This window comes from Veillonella sp. 27098_8_77 (genome assembly GCF_041431535.1).
GTDB lineage: Bacteria > Bacillota > Negativicutes > Veillonellales > Veillonellaceae > Veillonella.
The window spans coordinates 85,701-103,331 of record NZ_JAPVXW010000005.1; the positions used below are offsets into that span (position 1 = coordinate 85,701).

Consider the following 17,631-nt stretch of genomic DNA (forward strand, 5'->3'; position numbering starts at 1 on the left):
AAATACCATCCCATTTAGGAGGATATATGAAACGTACAAAAATCGTATGTACCGTAGGTCCGGGCACGGATAAGTTCGGTATTTTAGAAGATATGATGCGCGCTGGCATGAATGTGGCTCGTTTTAACTTCTCTCATGGTTCTCATGAAGAGCAAGCGGAGCGTATGCAAATGGTGCGTGATGCGGCGATGATTGTCAATAAACCAATCGCATTGTTGCTCGACACAAAGGGGCCTGAGGTTCGTCTAGGACTGTTTAAAGAGGGCAAGGTGTTCCTCGAAGCGGGTCAACAATTTACATTGACTACGGATGATGTAGAAGGCACGTCAGAGATTAGTACTGTAAACCATAAAGGTTTAGTAGGCGATGTGCACGTTGGCGATACGGTTCTCTTAGCTGATGGCCTTGTTCGATTGACCATCGATGCCATTGAAGGTAATAACATCATTACGACCGTTCAAAACAGCGGTGAAATCGGCAATCGTAAACGCGTGGCCGTGCCAGGCGTAGCACTTAGCTTGCCACCTGTATCCGAGCAAGATGAATTAGATTTGCGCTTTGGGTGCCAAAAAGGTGTAGACTTTGTGGCCGCATCCTTTATGCAACGTGCTAAGGATGTAGTGGCTATTCGTCGCATCTTGGAATCTGAGCAAAAGGATATTAAGATCATCGCCAAAATTGAAAATGCTGAAGGGGTTAATAATATTGATGAAATCCTTGATGTAGCGGATGGTCTTATGATTGCCCGTGGTGATTTGGGCGTAGAAATTCCTGCCGAAGAAGTACCGGTATTGCAAAAGATGATGATTGAAAAATGTAATCGTCTTGGTAAACCTGTTATTACGGCTACGCAAATGTTGGAATCTATGATTCAAAACCCTCGTCCTACGCGCGCCGAAGCGAGTGATGTGGCCAATGCAATCTTAGATGGCACCGATGCGATTATGTTATCTGGTGAAACTGCTAATGGCGCATATCCGGTGGAAGCGGTTACAACGATGACACGTATTGCAGAGGTAACGGAGCAATCCGTCATTTATGATTATAAGAGTAGAACGCAGGAAAGCGATGATGTGACTACTACTGAGGCTGTATGTTTAGCCAGTGTACGCGTTGCCAGTGACCTAGGGGCGGCAGCTATTTTGACATGCACCGAATCTGGGCATACTGCGATTAGTGTGGCTCGTCATCGTCCTGATTGTAAAATTATCGCCATTACACCACATGATGAAACGATTCGTCGCATGCAATTGTGCTGGGGCGTTGAAGCCATCAAGGGCCGTGAAAATATCAACTCTGATGAGATGGTAAAACAGGCGATTACCGGTGCTCTCGGGGCGAATGCCATCAACTCTGGTGATTTAGTTGTCGTTACCGCTGGCGTACCTTCTGGTTCTACAGGTACTACGAATATGATTCGCGTTCATATTGCAGGCAAGGTGTTGTTATCTGGCAATGGTATCTTGCGTAAATCCGCTACGGGTCGCGTATTTATTGCAGCTAATCATAAGAATGATTATGAAAGCTTCCAATCTGGTGATATCCTCGTAGTAGGGACTATGGAACCAGAATTGATGAACATTGCTAAACGAGCGGGCGGTATTGTAGCCGTAGAAGATGGTTATACATCAGATAGTGCCATTGCAGGCATTACCTATGGTATTCCTGTCATTTTAGGCGCCAAAGACGCTCATGACGTATTGCTGGAAGGCGCAGAGGTCACCATCGATGGTGAACGGGGCAAGGTCTTTGCAGGCATTGCGAATGCACGATAAGCAATATATAATGTAAATAGGCTAGTCATAAAAAAGGAGTACGACTATGGATGATAAAGAATGGCGTACCTTTGTAACCGTTGTGGATGAAGGTAATATAACAAAAGCAGCTGAAAAACTATTCGTTTCGCAGCCTGCTTTGAGCTATCGACTGCGTCATTTAGAGGATAGCGTAGGGTACTCCTTGTTGCTTCGTACGACAGAAGGTATTGCATTGACGCCACAAGGTGAAATCTATTATGACTATTGCAAACGCATGCTGCATGATAGAGAGGCCTTAGAACACGCGTTGACATCGTCTACTGGTAAGATTCAAGGTACCTTAAAAATTGCATCATCCATCAATTTTGCAGACTATGAATTACCAGCTTTGTTGAAATCGTTCCGCGAACAGTATCCAGATGTACATATCCAAGTTAAGACAGCTTTCAGCCATCAAGTTGTAAAGATGTTTAATACCGGTGATTGTATGGTTGCTTTTGCACGCGGTGGCTATGAGGTATCCGGCAATTCAGAATTGCTATTGGAAGAACCGTATTGCTTGGTATATAAAGAGTTAGTACCACCAGAATCGTTGGAGAAGGTGCCTTTTATTCGATACCAAACCGATGCATCGGTAGCTAATATCATTGAAAAATGGTGTGCTGAGCATTTTGATGAGCCCCCTATTGTGGCGATGGACGTCAATTCCATGAGTACATGTCGTCACTTTGTGCGGGCCGGACTCGGATGGTCTATTCTAACCTATATGGGGCTTGGATCTTGTAAAGACAAAGATATTTATGTTAGCCCATTGCGTAGCAAGGATGGCACGTATATTACGCGTGATACCAATATGGTATACACAAAAGAGTCGGCCAATTTAATTGCTGTCAAAACATTTATCGAGTACGTACGAGATTACTATAAAAAACACACTGTCGTAGACGATAGTATTTTTAGAGAATATAAATCATAACATGTAAGTGCATGTATACATCTTGTTAGAGGTGTATGCATGCATTTTTTTCATTTACACCTAAAAATCTATGAGAAAAATGCATAAAAAGTATGAATGACAGTTATAAAAAATTTTATGACCCCTATAAAGGTAATCTATTTTTCAGAAAATGATTATCAACGTATAATGAAATCATACTAAATACAAGAATTCATAAGTAATAGTCGCGTATTACGAATTGCTTGGGTAGTGTTAGGATGAACAGTATATGCCTATGTTTATAAGAAAGGAAAAAACATGGAAAGACTTGTAAAATTAGCCGTTATTGTGCTAATCCCAATTATCCTCTGGTTTACAACTCCACCAGCAGGGCTTTCTGCGGAAGCGTGGCGCCTATTTGGTTTCTACATCGCAGGTATCTTAGGTTTGATTTTAAAACCATATCCAATTCAAATTATTTTATTATCCGTATTATCTGCTTCTGCATTATTCATGGATAATGCAAAAGATATTTTGGTAGGTTATGGCTCCACAGCATTGTGGATGATCATTGCAGCCTTCTCCTTGAGCGTTGCATTTGGTAAAACTGGTCTTGGTCACCGTGTAGCTTACCACTTAATCCGTGCATTCGGTTCCACAGTATTGCGTTTAGGCTATGTAACAGCGCTTCTTGACTTAATCTTGTCTCCAGCAACACCTTCTAATACAGCACGTGCAGCTGGTATCGTATATCCTATTAACTTATCCATTGCAGAATCTATCGGTTCTTACCCTGGTGATACTGCAAAACGCGGCGGCTCCTTTATCTTGATGAATGGTTACTTCGTAACAAAGATTACGTCCTTCATGTTCTTAACAGCTATGGCTCCTAATGTGTTGGCACTGGATTTCGTTACTAAGATTACAGGCCTTACTATGAACTGGGTTGAATGGGCAGTGGCTTTGGCACTTCCTGGACTTGTAATGTTATTTTTTGTTCCTCTTGTAGGCTACTGGATTGACCGTCCTGAAGCTGTAAAAATCGACAATAAGAAATTGGCAGACGAAGGTCTTGCAAAATTAGGACCTATGAAAATGTCTGAAAAAATCTTGGCTGTTGTATTCATTCTTGCTCTTCTTGGTTGGGCCTGGCCTTCTATTGGATATTTTTTCCCAGCTATCGCTTTTGATTTGAGTCCTACAGCAGTAGCATTAGTTGCTATGACTGTTGTTTTCTTATCCGGCATCATCACATGGGAAGATATGGTTCAAACAAAAGCTGTTTGGAACACATTCATCTGGTTCGGTGCTATCCTTGGTTTATCCACAGCTTTAACAAAAGCTAAATTCTTTGCTTGGCTTGCTACATTTATGGAAGCAAACTTGGCACTCGATGTGTCACCACTCGTAGTAGTATTGATTCTTTCCGCTATCAGCGTTGTAATTCGTTACTTATTCGCTTCTAGTACTGCATATATCGCATCCATGCTTCCTGTATTCTTAACGGTAGGTATGGCAGCCGGTGTTAACCCTGTTATGTTTGGTCTAGTATTGCTTGCTACAAATGCATTTGGTGGCCTCGTAACTCACTACGGTGCATCCCCTGGTCCTATCATCTACTCTGCAGGTTATAATAACTTGAAAGAATGGTGGACTGCTGGTGGTATCCTAGCAATCTTGAGCTGGATCTTACTCTTTGTAATAGGTATTCCTTGGTGGACTTTCATCGGTATGATTTAATCATCATATAATTTTATACTCATCATTGTTTTTACGGCTTAGGACAGACTTCGCGACGGTCTGGTCTTTGCCATTTGATATATTTTTTTAGTGAAAGGATGTAACATGGCACAATTAGTGAAAGCTGCGCAAGCAGGCTTCGACGAAAAAAATGATGCATTAGTAACGGTTGAACCGATTACTAGCGGCATCGAAATCGAATTGACTTCCAAAGTTATGCGTCAATATGGCGACCAAATTAAATCTGTTATCTTAAACACCGTGAAAGAGGCTGGTTTTGACGGTGTAAAAGTAACTGTACAAGATAAAAATGCTTGGGATTACACAATTAAAGCTCGCGTGTTGGGCGCATTAGAAAGGGGGAGCAAAGCATAATGGCTAACGATAAAACATTTCCAGAAGTAAAAACTAATCCGCTTACAGAAGCGGCTAAAAAACGCTTATCTCGTTCCATGATGTTCGTTCCTGGTAATACACCAAAAATGATTAACAGTGCTGATATCCACGGCTCTGACTCTATCATGATCGATATCGAAGATTCCGTGCCTATTACAGAAAAAGACACAGCTCGTCTTTTGACTGCAGAAGCATTGAAATCCCGTAAATTCCGCGCTGAAACTGTAGTTCGTATCAACCATCCTACACAAACACCTTATGGTTATGATGACCTTGATGTTATCGTTCCAGCAAAACCTGATATGATTCGTTTACCTAAAACTGAAGATGTTTCTGAAGTTGAAATCGTAGCGAAGAAAATTGAAGAAGTGGAAAAAGCTAATGGCTGGCCAGAAGGTACAATCAATATCATCGTAGCTATCGAATCCGTTCGTGGCTTATACAATGTTCGCGAAATCTGCCATGGCCCACGCGTAGTTGCTATCGCGCTTGGCGCTGAAGATTACCGCGCTGACCTTCGCACAGGTAAACATAAACCAGCTGTTGAATTGTTGTTCGCTCGTCAAACAATCCTTCATGCAGCACGCGAAGCAGGTATCCGCGTCATCGATACTGTATTCTCCGATGTAAAAGACCCTCAAGGTTTCCGCGAAGAAGTTGAATTCATTAAAGCATTGGGTTATGATGGCAAATCTTGCATCCATCCAAGCCAAATCAAAATTATCCACGAAGTATTCACTCCTGATGAAAAAGAAATCGCTCATTCCGTTAAGGTATTGAACAGCTATGCTGATGCATTGCGCAACAATAAAGGCGTAATCTCCGTAGATGGTAAAATGATCGATGGTCCTATCGTAGTTCGTGCACAACGCGTAGTTGACAAAGCACGTGCAGCAGGCATTAAAGTTGAATTAGAGGAAGGAGCAGAATACGATGTTAAATAAAGTAGGTCGCGATATCCCAACAAATATCCCAGCACTAGAAGGTCGCGAAGTATATCAAGGTGAATTCGCAATTGAACCTAAGGCTAAACGTGCAGGTAAACCTGTTCACATGAGCCGTGTTGGTACAAATAAAGTTCTTGCTTCTATTGATGAAGCAATCGAAAAAGCTGGCGTAAAGGATGGCATGACATTGTCCTTCCATCATCATTTGCGCAATGGCGACTATGTTATGAAAATGGTTATGGAACGCGTTCAAGCGAAAGGCATTAAAGATATTACAATCGCTTCTTCTTCCTTGTCCCCATGCCATGACTTCTTGGTAGAAATGATTCAAGACGGTACTGTTACAGCTCTCGAAACATCTGGTTTACGCGATCGTCTTGGTAAATTCTTAACACAAAACCCTGGCGTATTAAAACGCCCTGTAGTGATTCGTTCCCATGGTGGCCGTGCTCGTGCTATCGAATCTGGCGAAGTTCATATCGACGTAGCTTTCATGGGCGCTCCTACAGCTGACCCTCGCGGCAATGCAACTGGTCGTATGGGTAAATCCGCATGTGGTGCACTTGGCTATGCTAAGGTTGACTCTCACTATGCAGACAAAACTGTTATCATCACTGATAACCTAGTTGACTATGTACACAACTATGCTGTTCCTCAAACTGACGTAGATTATGTTGTTGAGGTTGAAAGCATCGGCGATCCAGAAGGTATTGCTTCTGGTGCAGTAGGTTTCACTAAGAACCCTATCCAAATTAAAATCGCTGAATTAGCTGGTGAATTCCTTGACCAAGCTGGCATCATTAAAGATGGTTTCGTATTCCAATTGGGTGCTGGTGGTGCTCCATTGACAGTTGCGAAATTCATCGCTGAAAAACTTCGCAAACGCGGTGAAGTAGGTGGCTTTGCTATCGGTGGTGCTACTGGTATCTTGACTGGTATGCTTGAAGAAGGCTTGATTCGTGCTATTTACGATACTCAAACATTCGATACTACTGCAGCTGCATCTTTGGATAAAAACCCTGCACACATCGAAATGTCCGCTTCCATGTACGCTAACCCATGGACTGACTGCACTACAAACTACCTAGACGTAGTATTCCTTGGTGCTACTGAAATCGACCTTGATTTCAACGTAAATGTAATGACAGACTCCAATGGTGTATTGATGGGCGCTTCTGGCGGTCACTCCGATACAGCAGCAGGTGCTAAATGCACAGTTATTACTTGCCCATTGATCCGTGGCCGCTTGCCAATGATCCGTGATAAAGTAGCTACTGTAATTACACCAGGCTCTTCCGTTGACGTACTCGTTACTGAATACGGTATCGCAATCAACCCAGCTCGTACTGATTTGATTGAACGCTTCAAAGATAGCAACTTGCCTATCTACACAATTGAAGAATTACAACAATTAGCATTCGACTTAGTAGGTAAACCACAAGACATTCCTGTGTCTGACAAAGATGAAGACATCGTGGCAATCGTAGAATACCGCGATGGCTCTATCATCGACGTGGTTCGTAAACCTCTATAATTGAAAAAAGACCCTCTCCATGGTCCTAGGACTCACACATGCCTGAAGTTCCTCTACGGACCACGGAGAGGGTCTTTTTCTTATCACAGTTACGTTAGATTTATTGTATAATTTAGATAATAATATATTATTTATTTTGTATAAGGTGAGAGAAGGTTTAGTATGACAAATGTAAAAAAAGATAGTTTGTCTGCAAAGGGCTTGTCAATTCAAGTATATACAGAAGACTTTATGAATGATTATATTAGTCTAACAGACATAGCTCGATATAAAAGTGATGAACCTAGTGATGTAATTAAAAACTGGATGAGAAGAAAAGATACTATTGAGTTTTTAGGTTTGTGGGAGAGCTTAAATAATACGAATTTTAATTCGGTCGAATTCGACCGAATTAAATCTGAAGCGGGATATAATTCATTTACTTTATCGCCCAAGAAATGGATAAGTTTAACAAATGCAATCGGCATTATTTCGAAGAGTGGTCGATATGGAGGGGCTTTTGCATATAGTGACATAGCTTTTGAGTTTGCTTCATGGATTTCGGCTGAATTTAAAATGTACGTCATACAAGATTATAAGCGTCTTAAATCAGATGAAAATTCAAAGTTATCCTTAAATTGGAATTTGAATCGTGAAATATCAAAACTTAATTATAAAATTCACACAGACGCTATTAAAGAATATCTTTTAAATGATTTAACAGATGAGCAATTATCATATAAATATGCTAGCGAAGCAGATTTGCTAAATGTAGCATTATTTGATAAGAGAGCTAAACAGTGGCGTGATGAAAACCCTAAATTAAAAGGTAATATGCGTGACTATGCTAATTTACAGGAATTATTAGTTTTAGCTAACATGGAAAGCTATAATGCAATTTTAATTAGTAAGGGCATTTCTCAAAAGGAAAGAATGATAGAATTAAGAGCATTAGCTAAAAAACAATTATTGTCATTAAAATCCTTAGAAAATAAAAAGCTTATATCTAAAGATAATTTGTAGGAGAGTATATAGCAGTATTTTGGACTTTCTTGATATTAATAGGAGAGAGACTATGAGCCAAGTATTTAAACAGGATTTAACGGATACTTCAGGTCGTCCTGGTGGTATATTTTTTGTTGAGTTGCTGATGGCGGAGCATTGTGATATACTTGACCGTGAGCATATGGTTGAGGTATTTACAAAGCACTTAGGCACTGTAGATTGTTTTAGTTATGGGGCGGATTCAGCTGGTTTTGCACCTCAGAATTATAAGGTGCATTATGAGGATAATGATGCAGAGGTTCCTCCAACATTGATGATTACAAAATGTGAGAAAATTGATAAGCCTGTATTAGACGATTTTGATCGTAGTCAGGTATGGAATTGTCCCAATGTAGATGACTTGTTGGCAGAGTGCGAATATAGAGTATTTGCTACGGATATGTTAGCTGCTGGTTTAGAGTCAAAACAGCGTGCTGATATGCTCGTAAAGTATGTAGATGCTTTGTTAGAATTATATCCGGCTTGTAAGGCCGTTGTCTTTGGTCCATCTCGTAAGTTTTTAAGTCGTGAATCGATTGAAAATTATCCAGATAAGGCTGTAACTCGTTTTATTGATTATGCAGTTAATGTGCGATATTTTAACATTCAGGGAACAGATGACATGATGGTTGACTCGGTGGGGATGAGCACCTTATTCTTGCCTGATGTACAGTATCACTTTCATGGTATAAATCCTGATGATGTAGTTATTCATGCATATAATATGCTGTATTTTATTTTAGAAAATGACAATCCTGTGGGTGATGGTGATACTATTAGCGGCCTAGAGAATGGAGAATTGGATTCAAATGTTCAATGGACATTGCATTATGAGGATTCTCTAATTCAACCGGTGAGAGCAGTGCTTGATGTAAATATGGGTGAATATGCTTCAGGAACTCGTTAGTTGTTAATTGATGAAAGGTGGAGGTATTATGAGTAACCAACGTGTTTTTGATATGGAACTTGTGAAAGTTGAAAGTTTGGAGAAAGCTGTTAAGACGCCATTTTATCAAACTGATTCCACAGGTGGTTCAGTATGGGTTATTAAACCTGGTCAAACCTTACCAAAACATTATCATCATCACTCTGATGATATATGGGTCATATTGCAAGGCAAGGGTGTATTTTATCCAACGCCTGATACAGAGGTGCCTTTTACAAAGGGGCAAGTTATAGTATCTAAAAAGGGTGAATGTCATGGTGCAAAAAATACTGGAACGGAAGATGTTGTCTTTGTGAGTATCGTTGCTCCGGTGCCTGCTGATTATGATCCTGTTAATACTAATTAATATGAAAGTACATTATAGTATTTTCTTATCTTTTGATAGAGATATATTCATACTATAAAGTATTTTTTTTAGGAGTTATAACAGAAAGTGGGTCACTAGTGAGGTAGAAGGACTCAAATTCTTTATGATTTGATTTTATACAATGTGTTTTTGTGGCGTTGAATAAGAATTTTTAGTATAATATAGAGATAGATAACAAACTATATAAACTAAAAATAGCAAGGAGGTTCTTATGAATCCATATATGACACAAACGCCGAATGCTAATGATGTAGCATTGGTAGAAAGTATTGTATCGCAACGGTTAAAGGGTTCCATTTTATGGATGGTTGTTGGTTTATTGACCACATTGGGGATTGGTGTTGCGACGCTAATGAACCCATCTTGGGCGCGCTTTGCAGCTAGCAATTTTAATATTTTATTGATTGCAGAAATCGCCGTAGTATTCTTGTTTAGCATGCGTACGTATAAGGCTAATGTTATGTCTTTATATGCGATGTTCTTCATCTATAGTGCATTGAATGGCGTAACCTTATCACTTGTTTCGTTAGCGTATGGCATCATGGAAGCTACTGTACCTGCATTGATTGGGGCGTTGGCGTTCTTCGTTGCCTTCTCTATTGTAGGTCTTACGACTAAGAAAAATTTAGCCGGATTAACGCCGTATTTGGTGGCGGCTATCTTTGGTATGATTATCGTAAGTCTCGTGTTTATGGCAGCATCGTATTTTTCGATTCCATATCTTAGCTCCATTAGTTATAGTACAATTAGCTTAATTCTTGGCTACGTTGGGGTCGTGGTATTTTCCATCTTTACAGCTGTTGATATGAACATGATTAAAAATAGCGTTACTCAATTGGCACTATCTGAAGATGAAACGATTTTAGATCGTATTGAAATTGCTGGTGCACTTAGCTTGTATCTTGATTTCATTAACTTGTTCTTATCCTTGTTACGCATCTTTGGTAACAGACGCTAATATCTAAATAGTGTATGTGAAAGCACCTTATATACTGTTAGAAATCTCAAGGAAGATTCTACATAACAGATATAAGGTGCTTTTTGTATGTTACATATTCTAATTCGTTGTTCCTATATTCTATATAATATCATTGACAGAGGACATTTGTTTTTTTAATATATTATGGTAAGTATCATATAGTAAGTAGAAAGGATTCATATGAACTCATCATCTGTACCAGAGTCTCAAAGTGGGACCATCGATTTCAAGGATTTTACAAGGCGGCGTATGTTGCATGTAATCCTGCCATTATTTATTGTTTCTATTATCGCCTTTTTAGACCGCGTGAATATCGCTTATGCAGGTTTGACTATGAAGGAGAATTTACCATGGTTAACACCAGAAGTATTTGGTATGGGCGCAGGAATTTTCTTTATTGGCTATGTTTTATTTGAAGTGCCGGCTTCACTATTAGCGTCAAGATTTAATGCCATGCACTGGGTGGCTCGTATCATGTTTAGTTGGGGCATTGTTTGTGTCCTCATGACGACAATGACTACAGAGTGGGAGTTCTTCTTATATCGATTCTTGTTAGGTTTATGTGAGGCGTCATTATATCCGGTTATCTATTCCTTATTGATACCGAATTGGTTTTTACCGAGAGAGCGGGCAAAGGCAATTTCTTTAATGCTTACATCTCTGTTATTCTCCAATATTATCGGTGGTCCATTAGCTGGTGTATTACTAGATACGACATTCTTTGGATTACATGGATGGCGAACATTGTTTATTGTAGAGGCTATACCAGCCGTTATCTTTGCTTTCATTTTTGCATTCTGGATGAAAGAAAAACCAGAAGAAGCCGCTTGGGTAACTGATGCAGAGAAAGCATATATCAAAGAAGAGCTTGCTAAGGAAGAAGCTGAAAAACAATCCGTAAAGAAATACACCATTTGGCAAGCATTGAAAGATCCAAAGGTATTGCGATTAGCATTAATTTATTTCTTGTGGGTTATTGGGTTCTGGGGATTCAGTTTCTGGATGCCACAAGTGCTTAAAAGTTTGTCCGGATGGCCACCAAGTGTTGTAGCCTGGTCTATTGCCATTCCGATGAGTGCTGCCTTATTAGTACAAGTTTTCTGTGGCTATTCCTCAGAGAAACGCAATGAGAAACGCTGGCATGTGGCGACCACATTATTTGTTGGCACCATAGGTTTTATTGCCACACCACATAGTCCATCACCTGAAATTAGCTTGTTATTCATCTGTTTAACGGCTGTAGGCGTGTATGGCGGTATGGGTGTATGGTGGACGATGCCGACTACATTCTTATCTGGCGCTGCTGCAGCAGGTGCGATGGGACTCATCAACTCATCTGGTAATATGGGCGGTTGGGTCGGTCCATATATGCTTGGCTTCATCAACGGTCATACAGGTAGCTTTACTATGGGCTATTATGTGATGGGCGCATGCATGTTCCTTGCAGGGCTTTTGGTATTAACATTGCCAAAATCTATGGAACATAAGGATGACTAGATAACATCATAGTAGAGTAATATAAAAAGAGCTATATCATTCATATTCTCACATATTGTGAGTGGATATGTTTGATATAGCTCTTTGTTTTATTTCTTTACATCCGGTACCTTACCAGGATTCATATCCAGGTTAAGATCGGTGGATTTTAACGGATTAGGATCTCCATCAGGAGGGATAACCTTTAGCTCTGGGTGTAACCATTCCAGTTGTTTTAGTTCCCAATCATATCTAGCGCCATCGTTTTGTAGTTGACGGATATATTTCTGCAATTCCTCGATTTGATCGCTATGCTTGTTCGCCATGCCTTCTAAAATATATAGGCGTCCAGCTACACTGTCTACGGTTGAACCGTCATGATCCTCATCGACGCGCCACTGTAGTTCCGATATTTGAAACTGCTGAATAATAATGACGATGATGAGCACTATGATAACTGCCCACATGGGCGTTTCTTTAGCTTTCAAAAGGGCCCGCAATTTTGATGCGAGCCCAGATGGTTTGTTCATTATTTATGAGCCTCCAATTGTAGACCAGGTAATGGCAATTTGGAGTTGACGAAGTCTAACCACAAGCGAGAAGCGTGGGAGAGGTAATGACCTTTTTTCCAGATTACATATAAGGTATGGATGATTTCTGGAACGAGAGGACGTACCACAACCTTGGATCCAACTTCTGTATTTTCACCTACCTCAGGGCAAAGGCGAGATGGTAGTAAGGCGATGGCAAGATCTGCACTTACTGTTTGCAACATAAGGTCACGTTGGCTTGTTTCAAACACGATATGAGGTTGGAAACCAGTGTGTTTACAAGCTTTGATGATTTCATCATGTAAATTGAAATCGTCCTTATGAAGAACGAAAGATTCTTCTGAAAGCATGTCCAAGCGAATTTCTGGTTCTTTTGCAAGTGGGCTCGTTTTAGGGACGATAACGGACAATGGGTCGGATGTGAGATAGAAGGATTCAAATTCTTTAGGATTTGGTTTCGTACAGATAATACCGATATCAATCAAACCTTCTTGTACGCTGATTTCGACCTTCTTAGAACCTTGTTCGTATAATTCTAAATCAATTTGAGGGTATACCTTTTTGAATTCGCCTAACAGTTGCGCAAAAATTGGCGCATCTGTAATAGGTGGGATGCCAATTCGAATGGAGCCTTGCTCCAAACGAAACTCGTTTTCAAAATCAGTTTTCAAATGTTCAAACATAAACACAACGCGTTTTGCGTGTGTTAAAAAGATGGTACCTCCATCAGTGAGTTCTACGGATTTAGCATTACGCATGAAGAGAACAACACCAAGTTCGTCTTCTAAAGCTTTAATTGTACGGCTAATCGCGGATTGTGAGATGTGCAAATTTCTTGCAGCCTTACTAAAGCTCTTTTGATCAGCTACTTCTACGAAGTATTTTAAATGGTGGAAATCCATAACTAACCCCCTAATATGTAAAAAATATTACAAACATAATTCAAAAAGCAAATTGATAAATGAGAATAATTATTACTAAAACGCAATTAGCTATTACTTTATGTAAAGCATGAATAGCGATATTGGCAAGGCGCCAAGCGCTGTATGTATTGCTTTGATATAGCCCACCACGTTATAATGGGTTTATAGGGCTATATCAAGTTATGATATTAGGAATTATGGTTGTGCCCACTACAAATGTATGTTCACACATAATGCCATAAATATATATAACATATATATTATTGCATTATTTTTTCATGTGCGCAAGTTTGTAATGGTTGTTATTCCTAAACATAATGATAGATTAAGCAAGTGTTCTATTTTTGCTAAATGCTTAAGGAGGCAATATTCACATGAGTCGTAAATTTAAAACTATGGACGGCAACCAAGCGGCTGCTCACGTTTCTTATGGTTTTACAGAAGTTGCTGCGATTTACCCAATCACTCCATCTTCTCCAATGCCAGAACACATTGACGAATGGGCTGCATCTGGTCGTAAAAACATCTTCGGTAACACTGTTCAAGTTGTAGAAATGCAATCTGAAGCAGGCGCTGCTGCTGCTGTTCACGGTTCCTTGCAAGCTGGTGCATTAACAACAACTTTCACATCTTCCCAAGGTTTGTTATTGATGCTTCCTAACTTATACAAAGTAGCAGGCGAATTACTTCCAGGCGTATTCCAAGTAGCTGCTCGTGCATTAGCTGCACATGCATTGGCTATCTTCGGTGACCACCAAGACGTAATGGCTGCTCGTGCAGCTGGCTGTGCTATGCTTGCAGAATCCTCCGTACAAGAAGTAATGGACTTGTCTGCAGTAGCTCACTTGACAGCTATTAAAACTCGTGTACCGTTCATCAACTTCTTTGACGGTTTCCGTACATCCCATGAAATTCAAAAAATTCAAATCTGGGACTATGAAGAATTAAAACCATTAGTAGATATGGAAGCAGTTCAAGCATTCCGTAACAACGCTTTGAACCCAGATGCTCCTGTAACTCGTGGTACTGCAGAAAACCCTGACGTTTACTTCCAACATCGTGAAGCATCCAACAAATTCTACTTGAACGTTCCTGACGTTGTAGAACACTACATGAACGAAATCAACAAATTGGCTGGTACTAACTACCAATTGTTCAACTACGTAGGTGCTCCTGATGCAACTGACGTAATCGTTACTATGGGTTCCTCCGCACAAGTAGTTGAATCCACTGTAAATTACTTAAATAAATTGGGTCGCAAAGTTGGTTTCATCAACGTTCACTTGTTCCGTCCATTCGCAACAGATCGTTTGTTGAAAGCTCTTCCTCAAACTGTAGAACGCATCGCTGTTCTTGACCGTACAAAAGAACCAGGCGCTTTGGCTGAACCATTGTTCTTAGACGTTCAAGCTGCTGTAGTTGACGGTGGCCGTAACATCAAAGTTATTGCTGGTCGTTATGGTTTGAGCTCCAAAGACGTTATCCCTGCAGACATCGTTGCTGTATTCGATAACTTAGCTGCTGACAATGGCAAGAAATTCTTCACATTGGGTATCAATGATGATGTTACATTCTTGTCCTTAGATCGTGCTCAAGGCGTAGAAGTTGAAACTCCTGGTTTGACTGAATGTAAATTCTGGGGCTTCGGTTCTGACGGTACTGTAGGTGCGAATAAATCCGCTATCAAAATCATCGGTGACCACACTGACATGTATGCACAAGCATACTTCGATTACGACTCCAAAAAATCTGGTGGCGTAACAATGTCTCACCTTCGTTTTGGTACAAACCCAATCAACTTACCTTACTTGATTACTGAACCTCAATTCGTAGCATGTCACCGTCAATCCTACGTACATGAATACGACTTACTTCGCGGTATCAAAAAAGGCGGTACATTCTTATTGAACTGTACTTGGTCCCCTGAAGAATTGAGCGAACATTTACCTGCTAAATTACGTCGTCAAATCGCAGAAAAAGAATTGAACTTCTACATCATCAATGCTGCGAAAATCGCTGCTGAAATCGGCTTAGGCGGTCGTATCAACATGGTAACTCAAGCTGCATTCTTCAAATTGACTGAAATCATCCCTGTAGATGACGCTATCAAATACTTGAAAGAATCCGTAGTTACTTCCTATGGTAAAAAAGGTCAAAATATCGTTGACATGAACAACGCTGCTATCGACCAAGGCGTTGGTGCTCTTGTAAAAGTAGACGTTCCAGCTGACTGGAAAAACGCTGTTGATGAAGGTGGCCACGCAGCTAAACCTGGTTGCGAATCTTGCCCATCCTTCGTTCAAAACATTGCACAACCAATCAATGCGCAAGCTGGTTATGATCTTCCTGTATCCACATTCGCTGGTTACGAAGATGGTACATTACCTGCTGGTACTGCTAAATTCGAAAAACGCGGTCCTGCATTGTTCGTTCCAAAATGGATGCCAGAAAACTGTATCCAATGTAACCAATGTTCCTTCGTATGTCCACATGCTACAATTCGTCCAATCTTGGCAACTGAAGCAGAAGTGGCTGCAGCTCCAGAACATTTCGAAACAATCCCTGCATTGGGCGCTAAAGACCTTCAATTCCGTATCGCAGTATCCCCATTAGATTGCTTGGGTTGCGGTAACTGTGTTGATATCTGTCCAGCTCCTAAGGGCAAAGCTATCGTAATGACTTCTATCGATTCCGAAATCGAACAAGCTGAAGCTTGGAACTACGCTGTTAACCTTCCTGTAAAAGAAAACCCTATGAAGAAGGAAACTGTTAAAGGTTCCCAATTTGAACAACCATTGTTCGAATTCTCCGGTGCTTGTGCAGGTTGTGGTGAAACTCCATACGCTAAATTGTTAACTCAATTGTTCGGCGATCGTATGATGATTGCGAATGCTACTGGTTGTTCCTCTATTTGGGGTGCTTCCATGCCAGCTTCTCCATACACAACTAACCAAGAAGGTCAAGGTCCTTCCTGGGCGAACTCCTTGTTCGAAGATAATGCTGAATACGGCTATGGTATGTACATCGGCGTTAAGAAAATCCGTGAACAATTGCTTGAAGTAGCTAAGAAAGCTGTTGAAACAGCATCTGGCGAATTGAAAGAAGCGTTGGAACAATGGATTGAATTCGCTAACCTTGGCGCAGCTACTCGTCAACGTTCCGCACGTTTGGTAGCAGCAATCGAAGCTGAAGGTGCTACAACTCCAGAATTGAAAGAAATCCTTGATAAGAAACAATTCTTAATCAAACGTTCTCACTGGATTTTCGGTGGTGACGGTTGGGCATACGATATCGGTTTCGGCGGTGTTGACCATGTATTAGCTTCTGGCGAAGACATCAACATCTGGGTATTCGATACTGAAGTATACTCCAACACTGGTGGTCAATCCTCCAAATCTACTCATGAAGCTGCTGTAGCTCAATTCGCAGCATCTGGTAAACGTACTAAGAAGAAAGACCTTGGCATGATGGCTATGTCTTATGGTTATGTATACGTAGCACAAGTAGCTATGGGTGCAGATAAAAACCAATTGATGAAAGCTGTTACAGAAGCTGAAGCTTATCCAGGTCCTTCCTTGATTATCGCTTACAGCCCATGTATCAACCATGGTATCAAAGCTGGTATGGGTAAAGCTCAAGAAGAACAACGTAAAGCAGTTGCTTGTGGTTACTGGGATCTTTACAGATACAACCCTCAACTTAAAGCTGAAGGTAAAAACCCATTCTCCTTGGATTCTAAAGAAGGCAACTACGACGAATTCCAAAACTTCCTTAAAGGTGAAGTTCGTTATGCTTCCTTGGCGAAAGCTGCTCCTGACGCTGCAGAAGAATTATTCGCTAAATGTGAAGAAGACGCTAAAGAACGTCGCTTAAGCTATGTTCGCTTACAAAAAGGTTTTGACGAAGTTAAATAATTAATTTCTCTAAACTGCATATACAAGAGGCATCCTCATTGAGGATGCCTCTTTTGCATCTATCATCCTTATGAATAGGTGTATAGTACGCATGATTTTGGTATAATAGATAGTATATATGTGTATTATTCATGTATTGTT

The 17,631-nt window shown here is 40.5% G+C and carries 14 protein-coding genes; 12 read left to right on the top strand and 2 right to left on the bottom strand.

What is annotated here, in order from left to right:
- The first annotated feature begins 26 nt into the window (after positions 1–26).
- The 11 genes from pyk (at position 27) to O3617_RS04675 (ending at position 12,123) form a co-directional block, all read left to right on the top strand.
- A complete protein-coding gene (pyk, locus tag O3617_RS04625; RefSeq protein ID WP_371448921.1) occupies positions 27–1,775 on the top strand; it encodes a pyruvate kinase in 1,749 nt (582 codons plus the stop codon).
- A gap of 46 nt (positions 1,776–1,821) precedes the next feature.
- A complete protein-coding gene (locus O3617_RS04630; protein WP_287500761.1) occupies positions 1,822–2,733 on the top strand; it encodes a LysR family transcriptional regulator in 912 nt (303 codons plus the stop codon).
- A gap of 279 nt (positions 2,734–3,012) precedes the next feature.
- Complete coding sequence (locus tag O3617_RS04635; RefSeq protein WP_371448923.1) at positions 3,013–4,434, top strand: DASS family sodium-coupled anion symporter; 1,422 nt, start codon at positions 3,013–3,015, stop codon at positions 4,432–4,434.
- Between the two features lie 105 nt (positions 4,435–4,539).
- Positions 4,540–4,809 (top strand): citrate lyase acyl carrier protein, encoded by a 270-nt coding sequence (gene citD, locus O3617_RS04640; protein ID WP_005378412.1) that lies wholly within the window; start codon positions 4,540–4,542, stop codon positions 4,807–4,809.
- Complete coding sequence (locus O3617_RS04645) at positions 4,809–5,774, top strand: CoA ester lyase (RefSeq protein WP_005382238.1); 966 nt, start codon at positions 4,809–4,811, stop codon at positions 5,772–5,774. Before citD ends, O3617_RS04645 begins: the two co-directional genes overlap by 1 nt.
- Positions 5,764–7,311 (top strand): citrate lyase subunit alpha, encoded by a 1,548-nt coding sequence (citF, locus tag O3617_RS04650; RefSeq protein ID WP_371442121.1) that lies wholly within the window; start codon positions 5,764–5,766, stop codon positions 7,309–7,311. Before O3617_RS04645 ends, citF begins: the two co-directional genes overlap by 11 nt.
- 162 nt (positions 7,312–7,473) lie before the next feature.
- Positions 7,474–8,313: a KilA-N domain-containing protein gene (locus tag O3617_RS04655; RefSeq protein WP_005378390.1), complete on the top strand. Its 840-nt coding sequence runs from the start codon at positions 7,474–7,476 to the stop codon at positions 8,311–8,313.
- 52 nt (positions 8,314–8,365) lie between these two features.
- A complete protein-coding gene (locus O3617_RS04660; RefSeq protein ID WP_285416741.1) occupies positions 8,366–9,241 on the top strand; it encodes a DUF4261 domain-containing protein in 876 nt (291 codons plus the stop codon).
- Between the two features lie 28 nt (positions 9,242–9,269).
- Positions 9,270–9,626 (top strand): cupin domain-containing protein, encoded by a 357-nt coding sequence (locus O3617_RS04665; protein WP_371448925.1) that lies wholly within the window; start codon positions 9,270–9,272, stop codon positions 9,624–9,626.
- 232 nt (positions 9,627–9,858) lie between these two features.
- Complete coding sequence (locus O3617_RS04670) at positions 9,859–10,605, top strand: Bax inhibitor-1 family protein (RefSeq protein ID WP_371448926.1); 747 nt, start codon at positions 9,859–9,861, stop codon at positions 10,603–10,605.
- 201 nt (positions 10,606–10,806) lie between these two features.
- Positions 10,807–12,123, top strand: a complete 1,317-nt coding sequence (locus O3617_RS04675) for an MFS transporter (protein WP_371448927.1) — start codon at positions 10,807–10,809, stop codon at positions 12,121–12,123.
- An 89-nt stretch (positions 12,124–12,212) separates the two neighbouring features.
- On the opposite strand, the gene O3617_RS04680 is transcribed toward O3617_RS04675, so the two are convergent.
- On the bottom strand, positions 12,213–12,632 hold the full coding sequence (locus O3617_RS04680; RefSeq protein ID WP_371448929.1) for a hypothetical protein: 420 nt from the start codon (positions 12,630–12,632) through the stop codon (positions 12,213–12,215).
- Positions 12,632–13,555, bottom strand: a complete 924-nt coding sequence (locus O3617_RS04685; protein ID WP_005378410.1) for a LysR family transcriptional regulator — start codon at positions 13,553–13,555, stop codon at positions 12,632–12,634. The genes O3617_RS04680 and O3617_RS04685 overlap by 1 nt, the downstream gene beginning before the upstream one ends.
- 395 nt (positions 13,556–13,950) lie before the next feature.
- Here O3617_RS04685 and nifJ point away from each other — a divergent pair, with 395 nt between their 5' ends.
- On the top strand, positions 13,951–17,490 hold the full coding sequence (gene nifJ, locus O3617_RS04690; protein ID WP_371448931.1) for a pyruvate:ferredoxin (flavodoxin) oxidoreductase: 3,540 nt from the start codon (positions 13,951–13,953) through the stop codon (positions 17,488–17,490).
- Positions 17,491–17,631: the final 141 nt, after the last annotated feature.

Bases quoted from the DNA above. Each gene is read 5' to 3' on its own strand.
- pyk (WP_371448921.1), top strand. From the start codon at position 27: ATGAAACGTACAAAAATCGTATGTACCGTAGGTCCGGGCACGGATAAG.
- O3617_RS04630 (WP_287500761.1), top strand. From the start codon at position 1,822: ATGGATGATAAAGAATGGCGTACCTTTGTAACCGTTGTGGATGAAGGT.
- O3617_RS04635 (WP_371448923.1), top strand. From the start codon at position 3,013: ATGGAAAGACTTGTAAAATTAGCCGTTATTGTGCTAATCCCAATTATC.
- citD (WP_005378412.1), top strand. From the start codon at position 4,540: ATGGCACAATTAGTGAAAGCTGCGCAAGCAGGCTTCGACGAAAAAAAT.
- O3617_RS04645 (WP_005382238.1), top strand. From the start codon at position 4,809: ATGGCTAACGATAAAACATTTCCAGAAGTAAAAACTAATCCGCTTACA.
- citF (WP_371442121.1), top strand. From the start codon at position 5,764: ATGTTAAATAAAGTAGGTCGCGATATCCCAACAAATATCCCAGCACTA.
- O3617_RS04655 (WP_005378390.1), top strand. From the start codon at position 7,474: ATGACAAATGTAAAAAAAGATAGTTTGTCTGCAAAGGGCTTGTCAATT.
- O3617_RS04660 (WP_285416741.1), top strand. From the start codon at position 8,366: ATGAGCCAAGTATTTAAACAGGATTTAACGGATACTTCAGGTCGTCCT.
- O3617_RS04665 (WP_371448925.1), top strand. From the start codon at position 9,270: ATGAGTAACCAACGTGTTTTTGATATGGAACTTGTGAAAGTTGAAAGT.
- O3617_RS04670 (WP_371448926.1), top strand. From the start codon at position 9,859: ATGAATCCATATATGACACAAACGCCGAATGCTAATGATGTAGCATTG.
- O3617_RS04675 (WP_371448927.1), top strand. From the start codon at position 10,807: ATGAACTCATCATCTGTACCAGAGTCTCAAAGTGGGACCATCGATTTC.
- O3617_RS04680 (WP_371448929.1), bottom strand. From the start codon at position 12,632: ATGAACAAACCATCTGGGCTCGCATCAAAATTGCGGGCCCTTTTGAAA.
- O3617_RS04685 (WP_005378410.1), bottom strand. From the start codon at position 13,555: ATGGATTTCCACCATTTAAAATACTTCGTAGAAGTAGCTGATCAAAAG.
- nifJ (WP_371448931.1), top strand. From the start codon at position 13,951: ATGAGTCGTAAATTTAAAACTATGGACGGCAACCAAGCGGCTGCTCAC.